The organism is Streptomyces bobili (genome assembly GCF_002154575.1).
Classification (GTDB): Bacteria; Actinomycetota; Actinomycetes; order Streptomycetales; family Streptomycetaceae; genus Streptomyces; species Streptomyces bobili.
In genome coordinates this window covers 20901-35982 of sequence record NZ_MUBA01000177.1, presented here as the reverse complement: position 1 = coordinate 35982, position 15082 = coordinate 20901, and the positions used below count along the sequence as shown (strand labels likewise).

At 65.4% G+C, this 15082-nt stretch carries 16 protein-coding genes and 1 pseudogene; 11 read left to right on the top strand and 6 right to left on the bottom strand.

What is annotated here, in order from left to right; all coding sequences use genetic code 11:
* A pseudogene (locus tag BZL64_RS15275) lies at positions 1-229 on the top strand (DUF461 domain-containing protein); the annotation flags it as partial.
* A gap of 115 nt (positions 230-344) precedes the next feature.
* On the opposite strand, the gene phoP reads toward BZL64_RS15275, so the two are convergent.
* Both phoP and phoR read right to left on the bottom strand, forming a co-directional pair.
* Positions 345-1016, bottom strand: a complete 672-nt coding sequence (gene phoP, locus BZL64_RS15270; protein WP_466214042.1) for a two-component system response regulator PhoP — start codon at positions 1014-1016, stop codon at positions 345-347.
* 5 nt (positions 1017-1021) lie between these two features.
* A complete protein-coding gene (phoR, locus tag BZL64_RS15265) occupies positions 1022-2356 on the bottom strand; it encodes a two-component system sensor histidine kinase PhoR (RefSeq protein WP_086769730.1) in 1335 nt (444 codons plus the stop codon).
* Positions 2357-2580: 224 nt separating this feature from the next.
* Here phoR and phoU point away from each other — a divergent pair, with 224 nt between their 5' ends.
* The 4 genes from phoU (at position 2581) to BZL64_RS15250 (ending at position 4462) form a co-directional block, all read left to right on the top strand.
* A complete protein-coding gene (gene phoU, locus BZL64_RS15260) occupies positions 2581-3282 on the top strand; it encodes a phosphate signaling complex protein PhoU (RefSeq protein ID WP_086769729.1) in 702 nt (233 codons plus the stop codon).
* A 221-nt stretch (positions 3283-3503) separates the two neighbouring features.
* On the top strand, positions 3504-3656 hold the full coding sequence (locus BZL64_RS40240; protein WP_167396148.1) for a hypothetical protein: 153 nt from the start codon (positions 3504-3506) through the stop codon (positions 3654-3656).
* Positions 3657-3836: 180 nt separating this feature from the next.
* Entirely contained in the window at positions 3837-4085 is a 249-nt protein-coding gene (locus BZL64_RS15255) for an SCO4226 family nickel-binding protein (protein ID WP_086769728.1), read from the top strand.
* 101 nt (positions 4086-4186) lie between these two features.
* A complete protein-coding gene (locus BZL64_RS15250; protein ID WP_086769727.1) occupies positions 4187-4462 on the top strand; it encodes a ribosomal protein L7/L12 in 276 nt (91 codons plus the stop codon).
* 491 nt (positions 4463-4953) lie between these two features.
* Here the strand turns inward: BZL64_RS15250 and BZL64_RS42170 are convergent, their stop codons facing one another.
* A complete protein-coding gene (locus BZL64_RS42170; protein WP_158101532.1) occupies positions 4954-5550 on the bottom strand; it encodes a DUF4145 domain-containing protein in 597 nt (198 codons plus the stop codon).
* A gap of 771 nt (positions 5551-6321) precedes the next feature.
* On the opposite strand from BZL64_RS42170, the gene BZL64_RS15240 reads away from it, so the two are divergent.
* The gene (locus BZL64_RS15240; protein ID WP_158101531.1) at positions 6322-9852 is read left to right on the top strand and encodes an NB-ARC domain-containing protein; all 3531 of its coding nucleotides are present in this window, start codon (positions 6322-6324) and stop codon (positions 9850-9852) included.
* Positions 9853-10119: 267 nt separating this feature from the next.
* Here BZL64_RS15240 and BZL64_RS15235 read toward each other — a convergent pair whose 3' ends face one another.
* Genes BZL64_RS15235 through BZL64_RS15225 form a run of 3 tightly spaced genes read right to left on the bottom strand, consistent with a single transcriptional unit; the run spans position 10120 to position 11382 of the window.
* Entirely contained in the window at positions 10120-10503 is a 384-nt protein-coding gene (locus BZL64_RS15235; protein WP_086769725.1) for a hypothetical protein, read from the bottom strand.
* Positions 10497-10928, bottom strand: a complete 432-nt coding sequence (locus tag BZL64_RS15230; RefSeq protein WP_086769724.1) for an ATP-binding protein — start codon at positions 10926-10928, stop codon at positions 10497-10499. Before BZL64_RS15230 ends, BZL64_RS15235 begins: the two co-directional genes overlap by 7 nt.
* Before the next feature lie 46 nt (positions 10929-10974).
* Complete coding sequence (locus tag BZL64_RS15225; RefSeq protein ID WP_086769723.1) at positions 10975-11382, bottom strand: NUDIX hydrolase; 408 nt, start codon at positions 11380-11382, stop codon at positions 10975-10977.
* 107 nt (positions 11383-11489) lie between these two features.
* Between BZL64_RS15225 and BZL64_RS15220 the strand changes: the two genes are divergently transcribed.
* The 5 genes from BZL64_RS15220 (at position 11490) to BZL64_RS15200 (ending at position 15080) form a co-directional block, all read left to right on the top strand.
* The gene (locus BZL64_RS15220) at positions 11490-12278 is read left to right on the top strand and encodes a GntR family transcriptional regulator (protein ID WP_086769722.1); all 789 of its coding nucleotides are present in this window, start codon (positions 11490-11492) and stop codon (positions 12276-12278) included.
* Positions 12279-12447: 169 nt separating this feature from the next.
* On the top strand, positions 12448-12804 hold the full coding sequence (locus BZL64_RS15215; RefSeq protein WP_086769721.1) for an SCO3933 family regulatory protein: 357 nt from the start codon (positions 12448-12450) through the stop codon (positions 12802-12804).
* A complete protein-coding gene (locus BZL64_RS15210; RefSeq protein WP_086769720.1) occupies positions 12804-14180 on the top strand; it encodes an FtsK/SpoIIIE domain-containing protein in 1377 nt (458 codons plus the stop codon). Before BZL64_RS15215 ends, BZL64_RS15210 begins: the two co-directional genes overlap by 1 nt.
* An 83-nt stretch (positions 14181-14263) precedes the next feature.
* Positions 14264-14878 (top strand): DUF2637 domain-containing protein, encoded by a 615-nt coding sequence (locus BZL64_RS15205; RefSeq protein ID WP_086769719.1) that lies wholly within the window; start codon positions 14264-14266, stop codon positions 14876-14878.
* 10 nt (positions 14879-14888) lie between these two features.
* Entirely contained in the window at positions 14889-15080 is a 192-nt protein-coding gene (locus tag BZL64_RS15200) for a mobile element transfer protein (protein WP_086769718.1), read from the top strand.
* Positions 15081-15082: the final 2 nt, after the last annotated feature.

Sequence of the window (15082 nt, the reverse complement as noted above, 5' to 3'; positions counted from 1 at the left end):
CGACCTGCGCGCCTTCGTCGTGCCCGCCGAGCACTACTTCGCCGAGTGGGGCCCCACCGACGTACCGAGCGCCCCGGCGGAGTCCGGCTCCGAGTCGCCGTCCGCGGGCGAGTCGGCGTCCGAGACGCCCGCTGGTGAGGGTGCCGAGGGCGAGGGCACGGCCGAGGGCGCTTCCCCGAGCGACACGGCCTCCCCGAGCGCCTCGGAGTCGGAGACGGCCGACCACTGAGCGCCCGTACACCTCTGACGTACGCACGTACGACGAAGGGGCGGCACCCCGCACGGGTGCCGCCCCTTCGTCGTAGATCACCGCCGGTTCACGCCACGGCCTGCGGACCTACGGTTTACGGCTCGAACTTGTATCCGAGACCGCGGACCGTGACCAGGTACCGGGGGGCCCCGGGGTCGGGCTCGATCTTCGCGCGAAGGCGCTTGACGTGGACGTCGAGGGTCTTGGTGTCGCCGACGTAGTCGGCACCCCAGACGCGGTCGATGAGCTGCATGCGGGTCAGGACGCGGCCCGCGTTGCGCAGCAGCATCTCCAGGAGGTCGAACTCCTTGAGAGGGAGGTCGACCTTGGAGCCGGAGACGGTGACGACGTGACGGTCGACGTCCATCCGGACCGGCCCGGCCTCCAGGGCCGCCGGGGCGACCTCCTCGGGCTCGCCGCGGCGGCGGAGCACCGCGCGGATGCGGGCCACCAGTTCGCGGGAGGAGAACGGCTTGGTGACGTAGTCGTCGGCTCCTATTTCGAGGCCGACCACCTTGTCGATCTCGCTGTCCTTGGCCGTCACCATGATCACGGGGACGTTGGAGCGGCCACGCAGCTGGCGGCAGACCTCGGTGCCGGGCAGGCCCGGCAGCATGAGGTCGAGAAGCACGAGGTCGGCGCCGTTGCGCTCGAACTCGTCGAGTCCATCGGGACCTGTGGTCGCGACAGCGACCTCGAAGCCCTCCTTGCGGAGCATGTACGACAGGGCGTCGGAGAAGGACTCCTCGTCCTCGACGACGAGCACTCGGGTCACGGAAGGACCTCCGGGGCGGAAAGCGTCTGGTACGCGGCTGAGTCGGGGGGTGAGGCATGGGGGGTTCCGGCGGCGAACCCGCCCTCCACGTCGTCGTCGAGGTCGGGGTGCTGCTGGGCACGGTCACGGGCGGCGCCCGCCTCCGGCAGTCGCAGCGTGAAGGTGGAGCCCTGTCCCTCAGCGCTCCACACCGTGACCTCCCCGCCGTGCGAGGCGGCCACGTGTTTGACGATCGCCAGCCCGAGGCCCGTACCGCCGGTGGCACGGGAGCGGGCGGGGTCGACTCGGTAGAAGCGCTCGAAGATCCGCTCCTTGTCCTTGTCCGAGATGCCGATGCCCTGGTCGGTCACGGCGATCTCGATCAGTTCCCCGCCGTGCACGGTCACCCTGCGGGCGGCGATGCCCACACGGGTACGGGCGGGTGAGTAGTTGACGGCGTTCTCCACCAGGTTGCCGAGGGCCGCGGCCAGCTGACCACGATTGCCCCAGATCCGCAGGCCGGCGTGGCCGTCCTCGCGTCGCCCGCCACCAGACTGCTCGGGCCCCTCGGCCGCCCCGACATTGGCGGCCATGGTGATCTGTTTGGCGCCGGCCTGGTGCCGGCAGCGGTCGACGGCCTCGGCGACGAGTTCGTCGACGCGGACCGGTTCGGCGTCCTCCAGCGGATCGTCGTTCTGGACCCTGGAGAGGTCGATGAGTTCCTGGACCAGGTTGGTCAGGCGGGTCGCCTCGATCTGCATCCGGCCGGCGAAGCGCTCCACCGCCTCGGGATCCTCGGAAGCGTCCATGACAGCTTCGGAGAGCAGGGAGAGGGCGCCGACCGGGGTCTTCAGCTCATGGCTGACGTTCGCGACGAAGTCGCGGCGGACGGCCTCGATACGTCGGGCCTCGGTCAGGTCCTCGACGAGCAGGAGGACGAGCCGGGAGCCCAGCGGGGCCACCCGGGCCGACACCGCGAGGGCTTCGCCCCGGCCGGTGCCGCGACGGGGCAGGTCCAGCTCGACCTGGCGTATCTCCCCGTCACGCCGGGTGTCCCGGGCCATCTGGAGCATCGGATCGACGGCGAGCTTGCCGCCGCGGACCAGCCCGAGGGCGTACGCGGCGGAGCTGGCCTTGACTACGGCGTCGGCCTCGTCGAGGACGACGGCCGAGGAGCGGAGCACGGACAGTACGGTGTCCACGCCCGGCGGAAGCACGGGATCGGTGTGCAAGGAGGTCCTGGTGGGTCGGTTCTGGTCGCGTTCGCTCCAGCGGAACGCCAGCATGGCGATGACGCCGGTGAGCACCCCGGCGATCGCTGCCGCTGCGGCAACCGCCGCGTTCACGTCCATGCCACCAGGTTAGGCATGCGACAGGTCCTGGCCACAGCCATCGAGGTGCGACCTCGAACACTCGTCGCCCAGAGTTCACCTTGGAGCCAGGGGTGGTTCATTTGGGGTGACGGAATCCGACGCGTACGGGGCGGACCGTGACACCGTGGGGTTCGCAGCGCCGGTTCCATGGCCGGTCCCGGCCCCCTGAACCCCCGACGAACCACGTATGAGAGGGAACCCTGATGCGGGACGCGTACCACGAGGAACTGGACTCCATCGGCGACGGTCTGGTGGAGATGGCCCGGCTGGTGGGGTCGGCGATCGGGCGCGCCACGACCGCCATGCTCGACGCCGATCTGAAGCTGGCCGAGAGCGTCATCGAGGGCGACAAGAAGGTCGACGAACTCCAGCACGACCTGGAGGCGCGTGCCATAGCGCTGCTCGCGCGCCAGCAGCCGGTGGCCACCGACCTGCGGATCGTCGTCACGTCGCTGCGCATGTCGGCCGACCTGGAGCGCTCGGGCGACCTCGCCCAGCACGTGGCGAAGCTGGCCCGGCTGCGCTTCCCCGACCGGGCGGTGCCGCACGACCTGCACGCCACCATCCTGGAGATGGGGCAGCTCGCGCAGCGCCTGATGGCCAAGGCCGCCGAGGTGATCATTACCAAGGACGTCGACCTCGCCCTCCAGTTGGAGACCGACGACGACGAGATGGACCTGCTGCACCGCACGCTCTTCCAGCACCTGATCGACGACCGCTGGAAGCACGGCATCGAGACGGCCGTGGACGTCACCCTGCTCGGCCGCTACTACGAGCGCTTCGCCGACCACGCGGTGGCCGTGGCCAAGCGCGTCGTGTTCCTGGTGACGGGCGAGCACGCGGACAACCTCCAGCAGGACCTCCCCACGGAGATCCAGCCGGTGACGGGATCGGAAGGGGCGTAGTCCGTCGCGGTCGTCGGGTGGCGGTCGTCGGGTGACGGTCGTCGGGTGACGGTCGTCGCGGGGCGTGATCCGTCGCCGGATGGTGGGACGGGGCGCGTGGCCGCTGTCTTCCGGGAGGGGCCGGGGGCGCCTCGGAGCCTCCGTGCGCCGTTGATGCGCCCGCCCGAACGGGCATGAACTGGGCACAGGCGCTCCTGCCTCCAGGCCTCCAGGAGGAACCCATGGCCGAAGCCCCCAGCACGCCCGACCCCACCCAGGAACGCCCGACCGAGCAGCCCGCCGAGATCAGAAGCCTGCCCATGGTCGCGGCGTGCGGCTGCGGCTCGGGCTGCGGTTGCGGCTGCCAGTCGGGCAACCCCTGTCAGTGCGGCTGAGACGCCACGCCTGGAGGGGCCGGACGTGTCGCGCGTCCGGCCCCTCCACTCACCGCCCCTCTTCTCACGGCGTGTCCCCCTGCCGCGCGAACCCGTACACACGGGCGCAGCATGGAGGAAGCAACCGCGACCGCAGGCAGGCTCCGGTGTGCGTGCCTGCATGAGAAAGGGGATGCGGTCATGACCAAATTCATGGACGTCCACCACGGCATGGAGGGCATCACCGCCGACCAGCTCCACCAGGCGCACCAAGCCGACCTCGCGATCGAGTCGGACGAGAACGTGCACTTCGAGAGCGCCTGGGCGGATCCCGAGTCCGGCACCGTCTACTGCCTCTCCGAGGCCCCCTCCGCGGACGCCGTCCAACGCGTCCACGAACGCGCGGGCCACAAGGCGGACGAGATCCACGCGGTACCGCTGTCGGTCTGAGCGACGAGGGAGCAGGTGCCGCGCGCGGATCAACGAGTGACACGAAGGCTGAGGGCTCGTACGCTCCGGGCCACAGAAGGGCGAGGAGGGCGTGCAGGACGATGGGCGACGAGTACTTCTTACTGGTGTGCGACGACGTGCCCCATGACGTGGTGATCCTCGGCCCTGGTGCCCGGATGATCGACCTCGCCCGAGCCGTACGCCGGCTGACCGGACTGAGCCTCTGGCGCAGCAAGGATCTGGCGACGCGGACACCCGCCGTGGTTCTCCACGGCGTCCCTCAGAGAGACGCCGAGGCAGCCGTCGCGGCACTCGACGCCGTGGGAGCCACGGCAGAAGCCAGGCAACACCCACTGCCACACTTCCTCGGACCCTGACGACAACCATCGGGCCGCGAAAAGCCCCCGCCCGAGAGGTACTCGCAGGTCGGGGGCTTACCGGTGTCGCGTTACTTCTTCTTGCCCTGGGTCTTGCCGGGGATCTTGGTGACCTGCGTCTTCCCTGCTCAGGAGCGGTGACCTCGCGCGCCTGGTCGTCGTCATTGGTCGTCATTGGCCACTGTCGAGCAACCTCGGACGGCCCAGGGACGGCCCAGCTTGGCGCGCTTGGCTGACGGCTGCGTGTTCGATACGCCCCGTCTGAGCCTCAGCCGACGACAGTCAGCCACGACGGCGGGGTCGCCGGCCACTCACGCACGCGTGTCCCACGGTGCACCCCCACCGGCCTCAGCCACGCTGCTTGTGCCGTCCGACCGGAACACCCCGGAACGGCCGTCAGTGACCACAGTGCTTGCGCCCTCAGGTTGGGAAGCTGAGGTCATTTAGGGCCCGTTCGGGCGCTCACCTTGGCGGATGCCTGTAGAGCCGTCTCATCGGGCCTGACTGCTTTCACCGCGGTTCCCCGCTGTATCTGGTGCGCTTGTGGTGCAGGCGCTCGGCCCGTCGCCGGGAAACACCGCTGCGGCGGACGGAGCCTGCTGTACCCGAATGCCTGCGAGCGGCGGGGGAAGCAAGGGGGGCTCGCCTGCCCTGCGTCGCCGGAATGCCTCGAACTGCATGGGGAGGGCGTACACGTAGTTCAAGATTGCTTCTGTGAGCAGCAGAGCATCGTGTGCATCCTGCCTCTGTACCGGTGTGCCGGTGTGGTGTGCTCCATGGTTACCGAGACCTCGCAGCTCCTGGGCCCACTCAAGCAAGCGACCATCAAGCTTCCCGTCGGCGGCGAGTTGCTTGAGCGCGTTTATCAATGGCTTCGCGGTTGCTCCTTGGTCTAGGCAGAGACCTTCGAGGACCCGTCGGACCATGACAGCTGTAGCAGTGAAGGCCTTGCTGGTGAAGCAACGGCGAGCTTCTTCACACTCGTCGCGCAGCTTGCTCGGAACGCTGAAACTGAGCTGATCACCCGTAGCCGGGTAGACCCGTACGGGGTCAGACCAGCGCCCTTCGAGGTCGTCGCCTTGGGTCACGACCAAGGCCCTTCCGCACTCGGTGCACTGCGCGAGCGTGACGAGATCGCCAGGTCCCCACGTGTCTGTGTCCGGCTCCAGTACGTGTCCAGCGGCAGCGGCGATTACTGGCTTATCGCACTCAGGGCAGTGGACGACGACCGGTGCCGTCGGATGAGGAAGCTCAAGAGTCACACACTGAAGCTAGCGGAGGTGCTGCTCCACCAACCGTGAGTTTGGCATAAGCGCCTCCGTAACTTGGACAAATGCCATATCACCGAGTGCAGGCCTAACACGTCCCCAGTGGGGCAGATCATCCGCAGGGGCCCAGGGCGGAGTGGGGGGTGGGCACCCTTGGGTGCCGACTGTCAGCGTTGGTCGGCCTCGGACGGCCTAGACACGGCCAAGGGCCCAACCTCCGCGATCACTGCTCCTTGAGGGGGATGCAGTGGGTAGCAGGTCATAGGAGTAGGGCTCGCCTCGGCTGGCCGGCCCCTCGTCGACCGCGGCTGACCCGCGCACGTGGCAAGTGATGCCGTCGCCCCAAAGTAGCTCGGCAGGATGCCTGACCATGGTCTGTATGGCTCTCACACAGCGCCGCCCTGTGGCTGGGGAGCCACGATGACGACGAGATGGAGCCTGGGTTCGCAGTGACCCCGCTGGGATACCAGAAGAGCCGACCTATGTGTAACCTTTTCAGCCAGGCATTGGACGCGACGGGGGTCGAAAGTGGACGGCGGACGGGTTGCTGCGCGGGGCTTCCGTTTTCAGTACATGCGAACCCTGGAAGCTATGATCACAGCAAGCGATGAGGCCCATCTTTGCCGAATAGAGGGACCAGAGCTCAACTCGACTTCGACGAACGACAAGGAAATTGTCGACTTTGACCTAATCGACAATGTCGGAAAATGTCTAGTTGCAGCCCAAGTCAAAAGCGGTAGCCCCGGGCGTACGGTGAGCGCTCACTCATCCTTTTCGGTACTAGCGCGACTGGTGCGGTCCGGCGCATCTCAGCGCTATGAACTGATCACGAACATGGTTCCTGATCGCCAGTGCTCTGCCTTGATGGATATCCTGCGACTTTCAGCGTCGATTCCCGACCTGCACGAAGAACTTGAAAAAGTTCTTTCAAGGTCCGAAAAAAGCTTAGCCTTGCTGCGCGAGTTGTCGCCTTCGGAGCTGCAACGGCTAGAGCGGGCGCGCATTGTATTTGATCCTCGCACCGATGCCGAGATCAGATCAGATCTTTATCAATACGTGCGTGCATACAGAAACCGCCACAGGGCAGGCATGGGGGAACGATCAGCAGGGCTTCTGGTCGGATATCTTCTGGATGAAATACACGCTAGGGCTGCATCAGATACAAGCGGATGGCTCCTGTCTGACTTCAGGCAAGAATCCCTGATTGAGGACGAGGCGCTACTTCAGGCGCTGGGCAGGCAAGATTGGGGTGCTATCTATGGGCCGGTAACTCCAGTGCCGGACGTGAACCGCCCGCCCCTGCTTAAAGGCATAGAATCAGCATTCCCTGAGCTACCCGACGGAAGAGTCGTGCGCACCTGCGTACTGACTGGGCTATCAGGCATCGGTAAATCGAGCCTAGCGTCGGGATACTTGGCAAAGAACGCACATAAGTACGACTTGATCCTTTGGATTGAGGCTGGGTCTCAAGAGTCCCTTGTGATGTCGTTTCGCAAAGTGGCTGCACATCTAACGCGAGCACCAGATACCAACAGTGCTACTGAGGACGCGACCCTCGTTAGGGAGCGAGTGCATTCACTGCTCGCTGCTCTGCCTGGACGATGGCTGATGGTGTTCGATGACGCGAAGCCTCAGGAGGTTTACGAGTGGCTGCCGACTCTTGGCAGGGGTGACGTTCTAGTTACCTCAACTGATAGCGCAGCCTGGAGCCGAAGATACAACAAGGTATCCGTCGGCTCCATGAGTATCGACGAGGCCACCTCGCTAATACGCAACCGCTTGGGCGTGCATGCCGGCGAAGACCGGCAAATCCATTCGCTAGCTCTTGGCCTTGAATGTTGGCCACTGGCACTAGAGCTCGCATGCGGCTACATTGAAAGCTGCAATATGTCCCTTGCCGGGGCTGGCGAGTATCTTGATTCCCTCAAAAGGCGCGCACTCGGCGATTCGCTTTCAGTGCCACGCGGCTATCCTCGGACGCTTGTGGCAGCCATTCATCTAAGCATGCACCATATCGCCGAGCTTGCCCGATGCGAGGATGAAGGAATGCGACATGCTCTCATCCAGATAGTAGGCATTTCCTGCTATTTCAGCCCGCAGCGAATCCCCATTCATCTCGCAACCGTTTCAGCCCTCGTGCACCCGGATGACGTGGAAGGGGATTCTGGCGGCGTCGTAGTCGATGAGCATGGTTCAGATCTCCCCATTCGAGAAGTGATTAGACTTCTCACTCGTGTATCTTTTGTCAGATACGATGCACCGCTAGAACGCCTTAGCGAAAGATCGAATGTCAGAGCTGACGATACCGTCACCCTCAATTCGGTCGTCCAGGAGATCCTTAGAAATATCTTCCGTGTAAATTCGCCTTTGCCGGACTTGTTGTCGCAGGCAGCATTTCATGCTGAGCGATGGCTTCGCGAGGCACTAGACCACGGGGTTGGGCTTCGAGCACACGAGCTATCAATCCATGCGGGCGAACTTGCACACCATGCGAGAACGCTAAATGTCAGATCAAATCACACCGCTCTCCTTCTGGGAAACCTAGGATCTTTTCATCATTCACGAGGCAATGAGAAGCTATCCTTTGAGCTATTCAATCTGGAACTAGACTGGCTTGGGAAAATTGCCGACGCCAACGAACTTCTCTGCATTCAAACGAGAATTTCGCTTGCAACGCTCCTGTTGAATAACCCTAGTTTGGCGCAACGTCAGGAAGATTCGCCGCTTACTCACCTAGCACCTGTACTCGATTACGTTCAACTACTTGCGCAAGAAAATCAAAGCAGCGCGGCCTTCCTTGCTGCAGAGTGCGCGTTCACGCTGCAACAGGCAATTCTTGTTGGGTGCGAGGTGCCAGCCATCTCTAAGCTGGCAGATGATTTTGTTGAACTCTTGAATCGACTGCCTGAAACACCAGCCTCACGTAGCATCACAGTTTCATTTGAAGTGGGCAGGCTGATAGGCGAGCAAAGAGCTGGTGAAGCAGTTGTCCTCGCGAAGGATGAGCTAACCAACTGGAAAAAAGCTGTCACGGCCCCGATAGTCGAGCTCCGCCGGCTGCTGGTTGAAGCGTTGGTCCTTGACCAAAAGTGGGATGAAGCGGCAGAAGAGTTTCAGGAACTAGCGCCTCTATTTGGTAAGCACACGATTCATCACACCTCAGCATTCCTTATGGTTCACAATGTGGGACTCCACTGTGCAATGCATTGGGGAATCTTTGGCGCCGCCGAGGCTTTGGCACTTCTGGCAGAAGTCATGTCGGTCGTTGATTCCGAACATCTAAAAAGCGGAATCGGTCGAGAAGCAGAAAAACGCCGGTACATCCTACTGGAGGCCCTGGCTGCATACGCCCAAAGTGGAGTAGAAGGCTTCGAGGATAAATTTGACGGTATAGATCCACAGGATTTCGATTCGGGGGAGGCGTCTGACGTCGCTTGGGTGCTAGCGGCAAGTGCGGCGGTGGCCCGAGTGCAGGGAAGGACGAAAAAAATTGGCCCGAATCACATAACCGATCCAAAAAAGCTAATGCGGGCTGCTGCTGATACTGAAGCTCGCTGCCGACTCATTACTGCAGCCGAGTTTGACGGTTTGCTTACAGCTCTAGGGAAGGATGGAAGCAAGTTTGTCGGGCCTTCCGAGGCCCCTGTAGCGATCATTGAACCGCGCTATATGCTTGGTTCCATGCGCAAGGACACCGGCGAGAAAATAGAAATGCAGGTATTTGGTATCTGCGCTGCCGGATTCCACGGCGCTCATCAGCAGAATGAAATTTTCAGCTTTTCTCCTGGATGGCTCCTAAAAGCTAGCGGTGACGAAGTGACGCTAGTCGACGGTCAGGGCGGGCTCTGGGCTGTCGCACGGGAGAAGCCATCCCGGACCTGGATTAGTGCGGCCAATGCGAGTGGGCAAGTCCGGATCCTCTATGGGTTCGGATTTGACCTTCATATCGAACGAGACGGTGCTAAGGATTTCCCGGTCACAAACTTTGCAGAAGCGGCGCAAGAGGGATTTCTGTGTGCTGCACTTGTGCGATGGGGCGGCTCACAAGTGGTCCCCCCTCATGCGAAGAAGAACCGTGGACGAGCACGCACGCCGAAAAAGGGGCCCAAACGACGGAAGTAGGGCACGGTGAGGTCGGCGTAGCGGCTTTGGGCTGGAGCTGCTTTGGGACGAGTGATCATGGCCCCGTAAGCTCATGGCGAGTCGGGCAGTCAGTGGACCTGCCCGTAAAGCACGACGTTGGGGCCATGATCTTAGAGGCTCGCCCCAAAGTGGCTGCCTAAAGCCGTGGAGCCGACCGCCCCAGCCGCAGAGGGTGTCTCCCCCTTCATGCCCGCAGCCGTCGAGCGCGCCGCGCGCGGGCCTTGAACCCGTAAAGAAAGTTGTAACTCAGTCTGTTCGGTGGGGCTTGAAGTCGTGTGCGCAGGGAGGGAGTTGGGCCTGCTCACGGTGTGCGAGTGGCAGGTAGAACACTGGGCGGATCGTCCATGTGATGCGTGTGTCGGCGTGGGTCACTGAGACTGTGCAGGGCTCGGAGCGCAGCAAGGCTCGTCGTGTCTCGATGCGGCCGTCGTACAGCCAGTGCCATGCCTCGTTCGAGGCGTCGGCGTCGAGGGCCGGTGAGATCGTGCGGAGGGTGACCGCCACCCAGCGGTCCGCCTGGGGTGCCGAGTAGGCATCGAAGGACGCCCGTAGCGCCGGCGCTTCCCCCTCGCTGAGGTCTTCCGTCCAGCACTCGCACCAGTAGCCGCGTCGGAATTCCTTCGTCAGCACGGGTGGCCTCCTGGCTGGGTGTCGGTGAACAGTTCCGCGGTGACGGTGTGGCCGTGGTCGCTGTCATGGACGACGACCCGGTGGGCGATCGCGCTGACCATTCCCAAACCCCGGCCGTGTTCGGCGTCCTGGTCCTGGTCGTGCTCGGCCTTCGGGGCCGTGCCGGTGCCTCCGTCGTCCGTCACCGAGACCGCGACCCCCTGCGCCGAGACGGCGACGGCCAGGTGGAAGCTGCCGAATGCCTGGCCGCTGGCCGTGTGGAGGATCGCGTTCGCGCTCAGCTCGCTCACGATCAGCTCGGCGTCCTCGGCTAAGGGGGAACCGCGCAGGATGTCGCGGGTCCAGCGGCGGGCTCTGCTGACCTCTTCGGGGAAACCTGGGCAAGACAGGCCCCAGACCCTCGCCGTACTCGTATACTCGTGCATACAAGTTCCTTTATGCTGGTAGGCCGCCATGTGCAGCGGGTTCGGGCTAGACGAGTTTCACGCCGTCGTGGGCGCGAATGGCCGGCGGAGACACCGCGTCCAATGCGTCGATGACGCGGATCGCGTACGCCTCGTCGGCGAGTTCGGAGACTTCTTCACGGGTAGCCCAGCGCAGGGCGCGGGTCTCGTCGCCCGTGGTGGGCGTGCCGTCGGCCGCTTCGCAGCGAAAGACCAGCGAAACGATCAATCCCGTCATGTTCTTGTAGACGCCGGTGAGGGTCGCGGGAAGCCTGATCTTGACGCCGGTTTCTTCGAGGACCTCGCGCTGAAGGGCCTCGGGCATGGTCTCCTCGCGTTCGAGGATGCCGCCCGGTGGTTCCCAGTGGCCGTTGTCGCGGCGCTGGATCAGGAGGGCCCGGCCCTGGTCGTCGACGACGACCCCGGCCACGCTCACGGAGTGCGGGCGTTCTGTGCTCACGTTCCTCGGCCCTCTCGGATGGCTAGGCTCTCCACCGTAGCAACAACACTCGCCCACTCGTCTAGATACCTAAAGGAGTACACGTGAGCCCTCTGTCTTCGGGCCTGCTCGGTGATCTCGACCCCACGAGCGATCGTGCGGTCTTTCGCCAGATCGCCGACCAACTGCGTGAGGCCATCGACCGTGGGCGATTCCGGGAAGGGGAGAAGCTCCCCTCGGAGGCCGAGCTTGTCGACCACTACGGGGTCTCCCGCATGACGGTCCGAAACTCCTTCTCCATCCTCCAGGGCGAGGGCCTGGTGCACGCCGAGCATGGCAAGGGCGTATTCGTCCGGCCGCGCCCGCCCGTGCGGCGTCTCGCCTCGGACCGGTTTGCCCGGCGGCACCGGGAGCAGGGGAAGTCCGCGTTCATCGTCGAGGCGGACGCCGCCGGCAGCCATCCTCAGGTCGACAGCCTTGAGGTCAAGGAAGAGAAGGCCAGTCAGGACATCTCCACCCGGCTCGGGTCGGTACGGCGGGTGCTCGCCCGTCGGCGCCGATACCTCCTAGACGGACGGCCGGTCGAGTTCGCCACCTCCTATCTCCCCCTCGACATCGCCCGCGGAACGCCGATTGCCGAACCCAACCCCGGCCCTGGCGGCATCTACGCCCGCCTCGAAGAGCTGGGTCACCGCCTGGACCATTTCGAGGAGGAGATCCGGGCCCGGATGCCCTCGCCCGCCGAGGTGAAGACGCTCCATCTGGCGGCCGGCGTGCCCGTGATCCATCTGGTCCGGACCGCCTTCGATAGCGACGGACGACCGGTCGAGGTCTGCGACACGGTCATGGCGGCGGACGCCTACGTCCTGTCATACCAGCTCCCGGCCACGTAAGCGGGTGAGTGGCGGTGGTGCGTGGGGAGGCTTCTCCGAACTCGTACACCCCAACACGCTTACTCGTATAGACGAGTGGGCAAGTTGTGTGGCAGGGTGATCGTCGCGAGCCCGGGAGATCGGGTTCGCAGATCGCATCTTGTATAGACGAGTAGATAGGAACGCCACTGTGCGCACCATCCGTGTTGAGACCTCTGCCGCGACCGTCCTCCTGACGGAAGCTCCTGAGCCGAAGGTCCGCGACCGTCAGACCGGCGAGATCGCCAAGGACGCCATCAGCGGTGAGGCGCTGATGACCATCGGCGTCGTCTACATCGAGGACGGCGAGTCCTCGCTGATCAAGGTCACCGTCCCGGAAGGCGGTGTCTCCGAGGGGCTGAACCTCGGGGCTCCGGTCTCGCTGCCGGGGCTCATCGCCCGGCCGTGGGAGTCCGTCTTCAACGGGCAGCAGCGACACGGCATCGCCTACCGCGCCGCCGCTGTCACTCCGGCGGCCTTCCCGGCCGCCATGGGGGCCTCGGCCTGATGTCCGACCTGACGACGCTCCTGGAGGTGGGTGGTCCTGTCGCCGCGCTCGGCGGCGGGGCCGCCTACGCCCGGGCCAACCACCCGGGTCTCTACTGGTCGGCGGTCGGCGGTCCGATATCCACCGTCCGCCTCCTCAGCTCGTACGCCTCGGTCATGGAAGCGTGCGGCCTGACCGTCGCCCCCTCCCGGCTGCGGATCCTCGCCGTCAAGGCCACCACCCGCCGTGAGGTTCGGCCGGTGCCTCCCCGCCGGGGCATCATCCGGCCCACGACCACCGGCTTACGGCTCCGGCTCCGCCTCGCTCCGGGGCAGGAACCCGCCGACGTCGCCGCCTCGGCCGAACGGCTGCGGCACGCCTGGGGCGTCCACGCCGTCTACGTCAGCACCGTCAAGCCGGGCGTCGTCGAGTTGCGGCTCGTCGGCTTCGACGTCCTGCGCAAGGTTCGGATGCCCCGCAAGGTCGAGGGCGGCTTCCTCAAGGTGCCGGTCGCGCTGCGGGAGGACGCCATGCCCTTCGTACGCGACTACCGGGCCGTGCCCCATCAACTCACCCTCGGCGCAACGCTGTCGGGCAAGTCCATGTACCTCCGACACCTGGTGGCCGGGCTCGCCCGTCAGGACGTCGCTCTCGTCGGCATCGACTGCAAGCGCGGGGTCGAGCTGGCTCCGTTCGCCTCGCGACTCTCCGCGCTCGCCACCGACCCGGACGAAGCCGCTGAGCTGCTGCCCGTCCTGGTCAAGGAAATGGAGGACCGATACGACCTGATCAAGGCCAGGCAAGGCATCGCCCCCGATCTCCCCGACGAAGAGATCACCTCCGACATCTGGGGCCTGCCCGAGAGCGAACGGCCCGTGCCCATCGTCCTGTTCGTCGACGAGGTGGCCGAACTCTTCCTGACCGCCACCCGCAAGGACGAGGAACGGCGCGACGAGATGGTCACCCAACTCATCCGGCTCGCCCAGCTCGGCCGCGCGGCCGGCATCTACCTGGAGGTGTGCGGGCAGCGCTTCGGCGCTGAGCTGGGCAAGGGCGCAACCATGCTCCGGGCCCAGTTGACCGGCCGCGTCTGCCACCGTGTCAATGACGAAGCCTCCGCGAAGATGGCCCTCGGCGACATCGCGCCGGAAGCGGTGCTCGCCGCCTGCGCCATCGCCCCTGAGCGCCCCGGCCTCGCCGTGGCGGGCGACACCTCCGGCGGCTGGTCCCGTATCCGCACCCCCTACCTCTCCCTCGGCGACGCTGCCGACGTCTGCCGGGAGACGACCCACCTGGTGCCCGACCTGCCCGCGCTGAAGCCCTTCCGGCCCGACATCCCCGTACGGCCCGTCGAGACCTCGGCCCCCGTCGTCGAGCCGCATCCCGCCATCGGCTGACAGCCCCTTTCCCACCGTCGGCGTGACCGCCTCACGCCATGCCCCTACCCCTCCAACGCCTGAACCAGGAAGGAGACGCTCTCATGCGCACCCAACTGGCCCGGCTCGACGCGGTGCTCGTCCAGGCGCTCATCGCCGCCGCGCTGTCTTTCGCGCATATTCACGACGTCGCCGTGGCGGCCGGACAGGACGGTTGGAAAGCCTGGGCCTACCCCGTCTCGGTCGACCTGCTGCTCGTCGCCGCCTGGCGTCGCCTGCGCTCCGGCTCGGCCAAGGGTGCGGCCTGGTGCTGGTTCGTCATCGCGCTCGCAGCGTCCCTGGGCGCGAACGTCGCCACGGCCGGCCTGCTCGACCTCGGCAACGTCCCGGCCTGGCTGCGCATCCTCGTCGCGGGCTGGCCCGCCGTCGCCTTCCTCGGCGGAACCCTCCTCGCCCACTCGGCCCCCAAGACGGCCGACGACGTCGAGGTCATCGAGGACCAGGAGCACGAGCCCGAACCCGAGCCGCCCGTCCCACCCGCCATCGAGGCTCCGCCGGAACGCCCCACCGTCCCGGTCCCGGCCGCCCTCATAGACCACGCCCGCAAGGTCGCCGCCGAACACCACACCCGAACCGGCACCCCCATGGACGTCACCACCCTGCGCGCCCGCCTCGGCGTCCCGGCGCCCATGGCCGAAGCCATCGCCGCCCACCTCTGAGGGAGCTCTGATGACCGCCCACCGCCGCTTCCGCAACGTCACCCGCATCGGCCCCGTACAGGTCGGCACCGCCTACGACCACCGCGGCCGCGAGAAGCACACCACCGCCTGCACCGCCCCGCGCTGCAACTTCTCCGCCGACTACGACAGCCGCGCCGCCGCTGAACTCGCTGCCCGCACCCACCGCTGCCTCGTCCGCTGAAA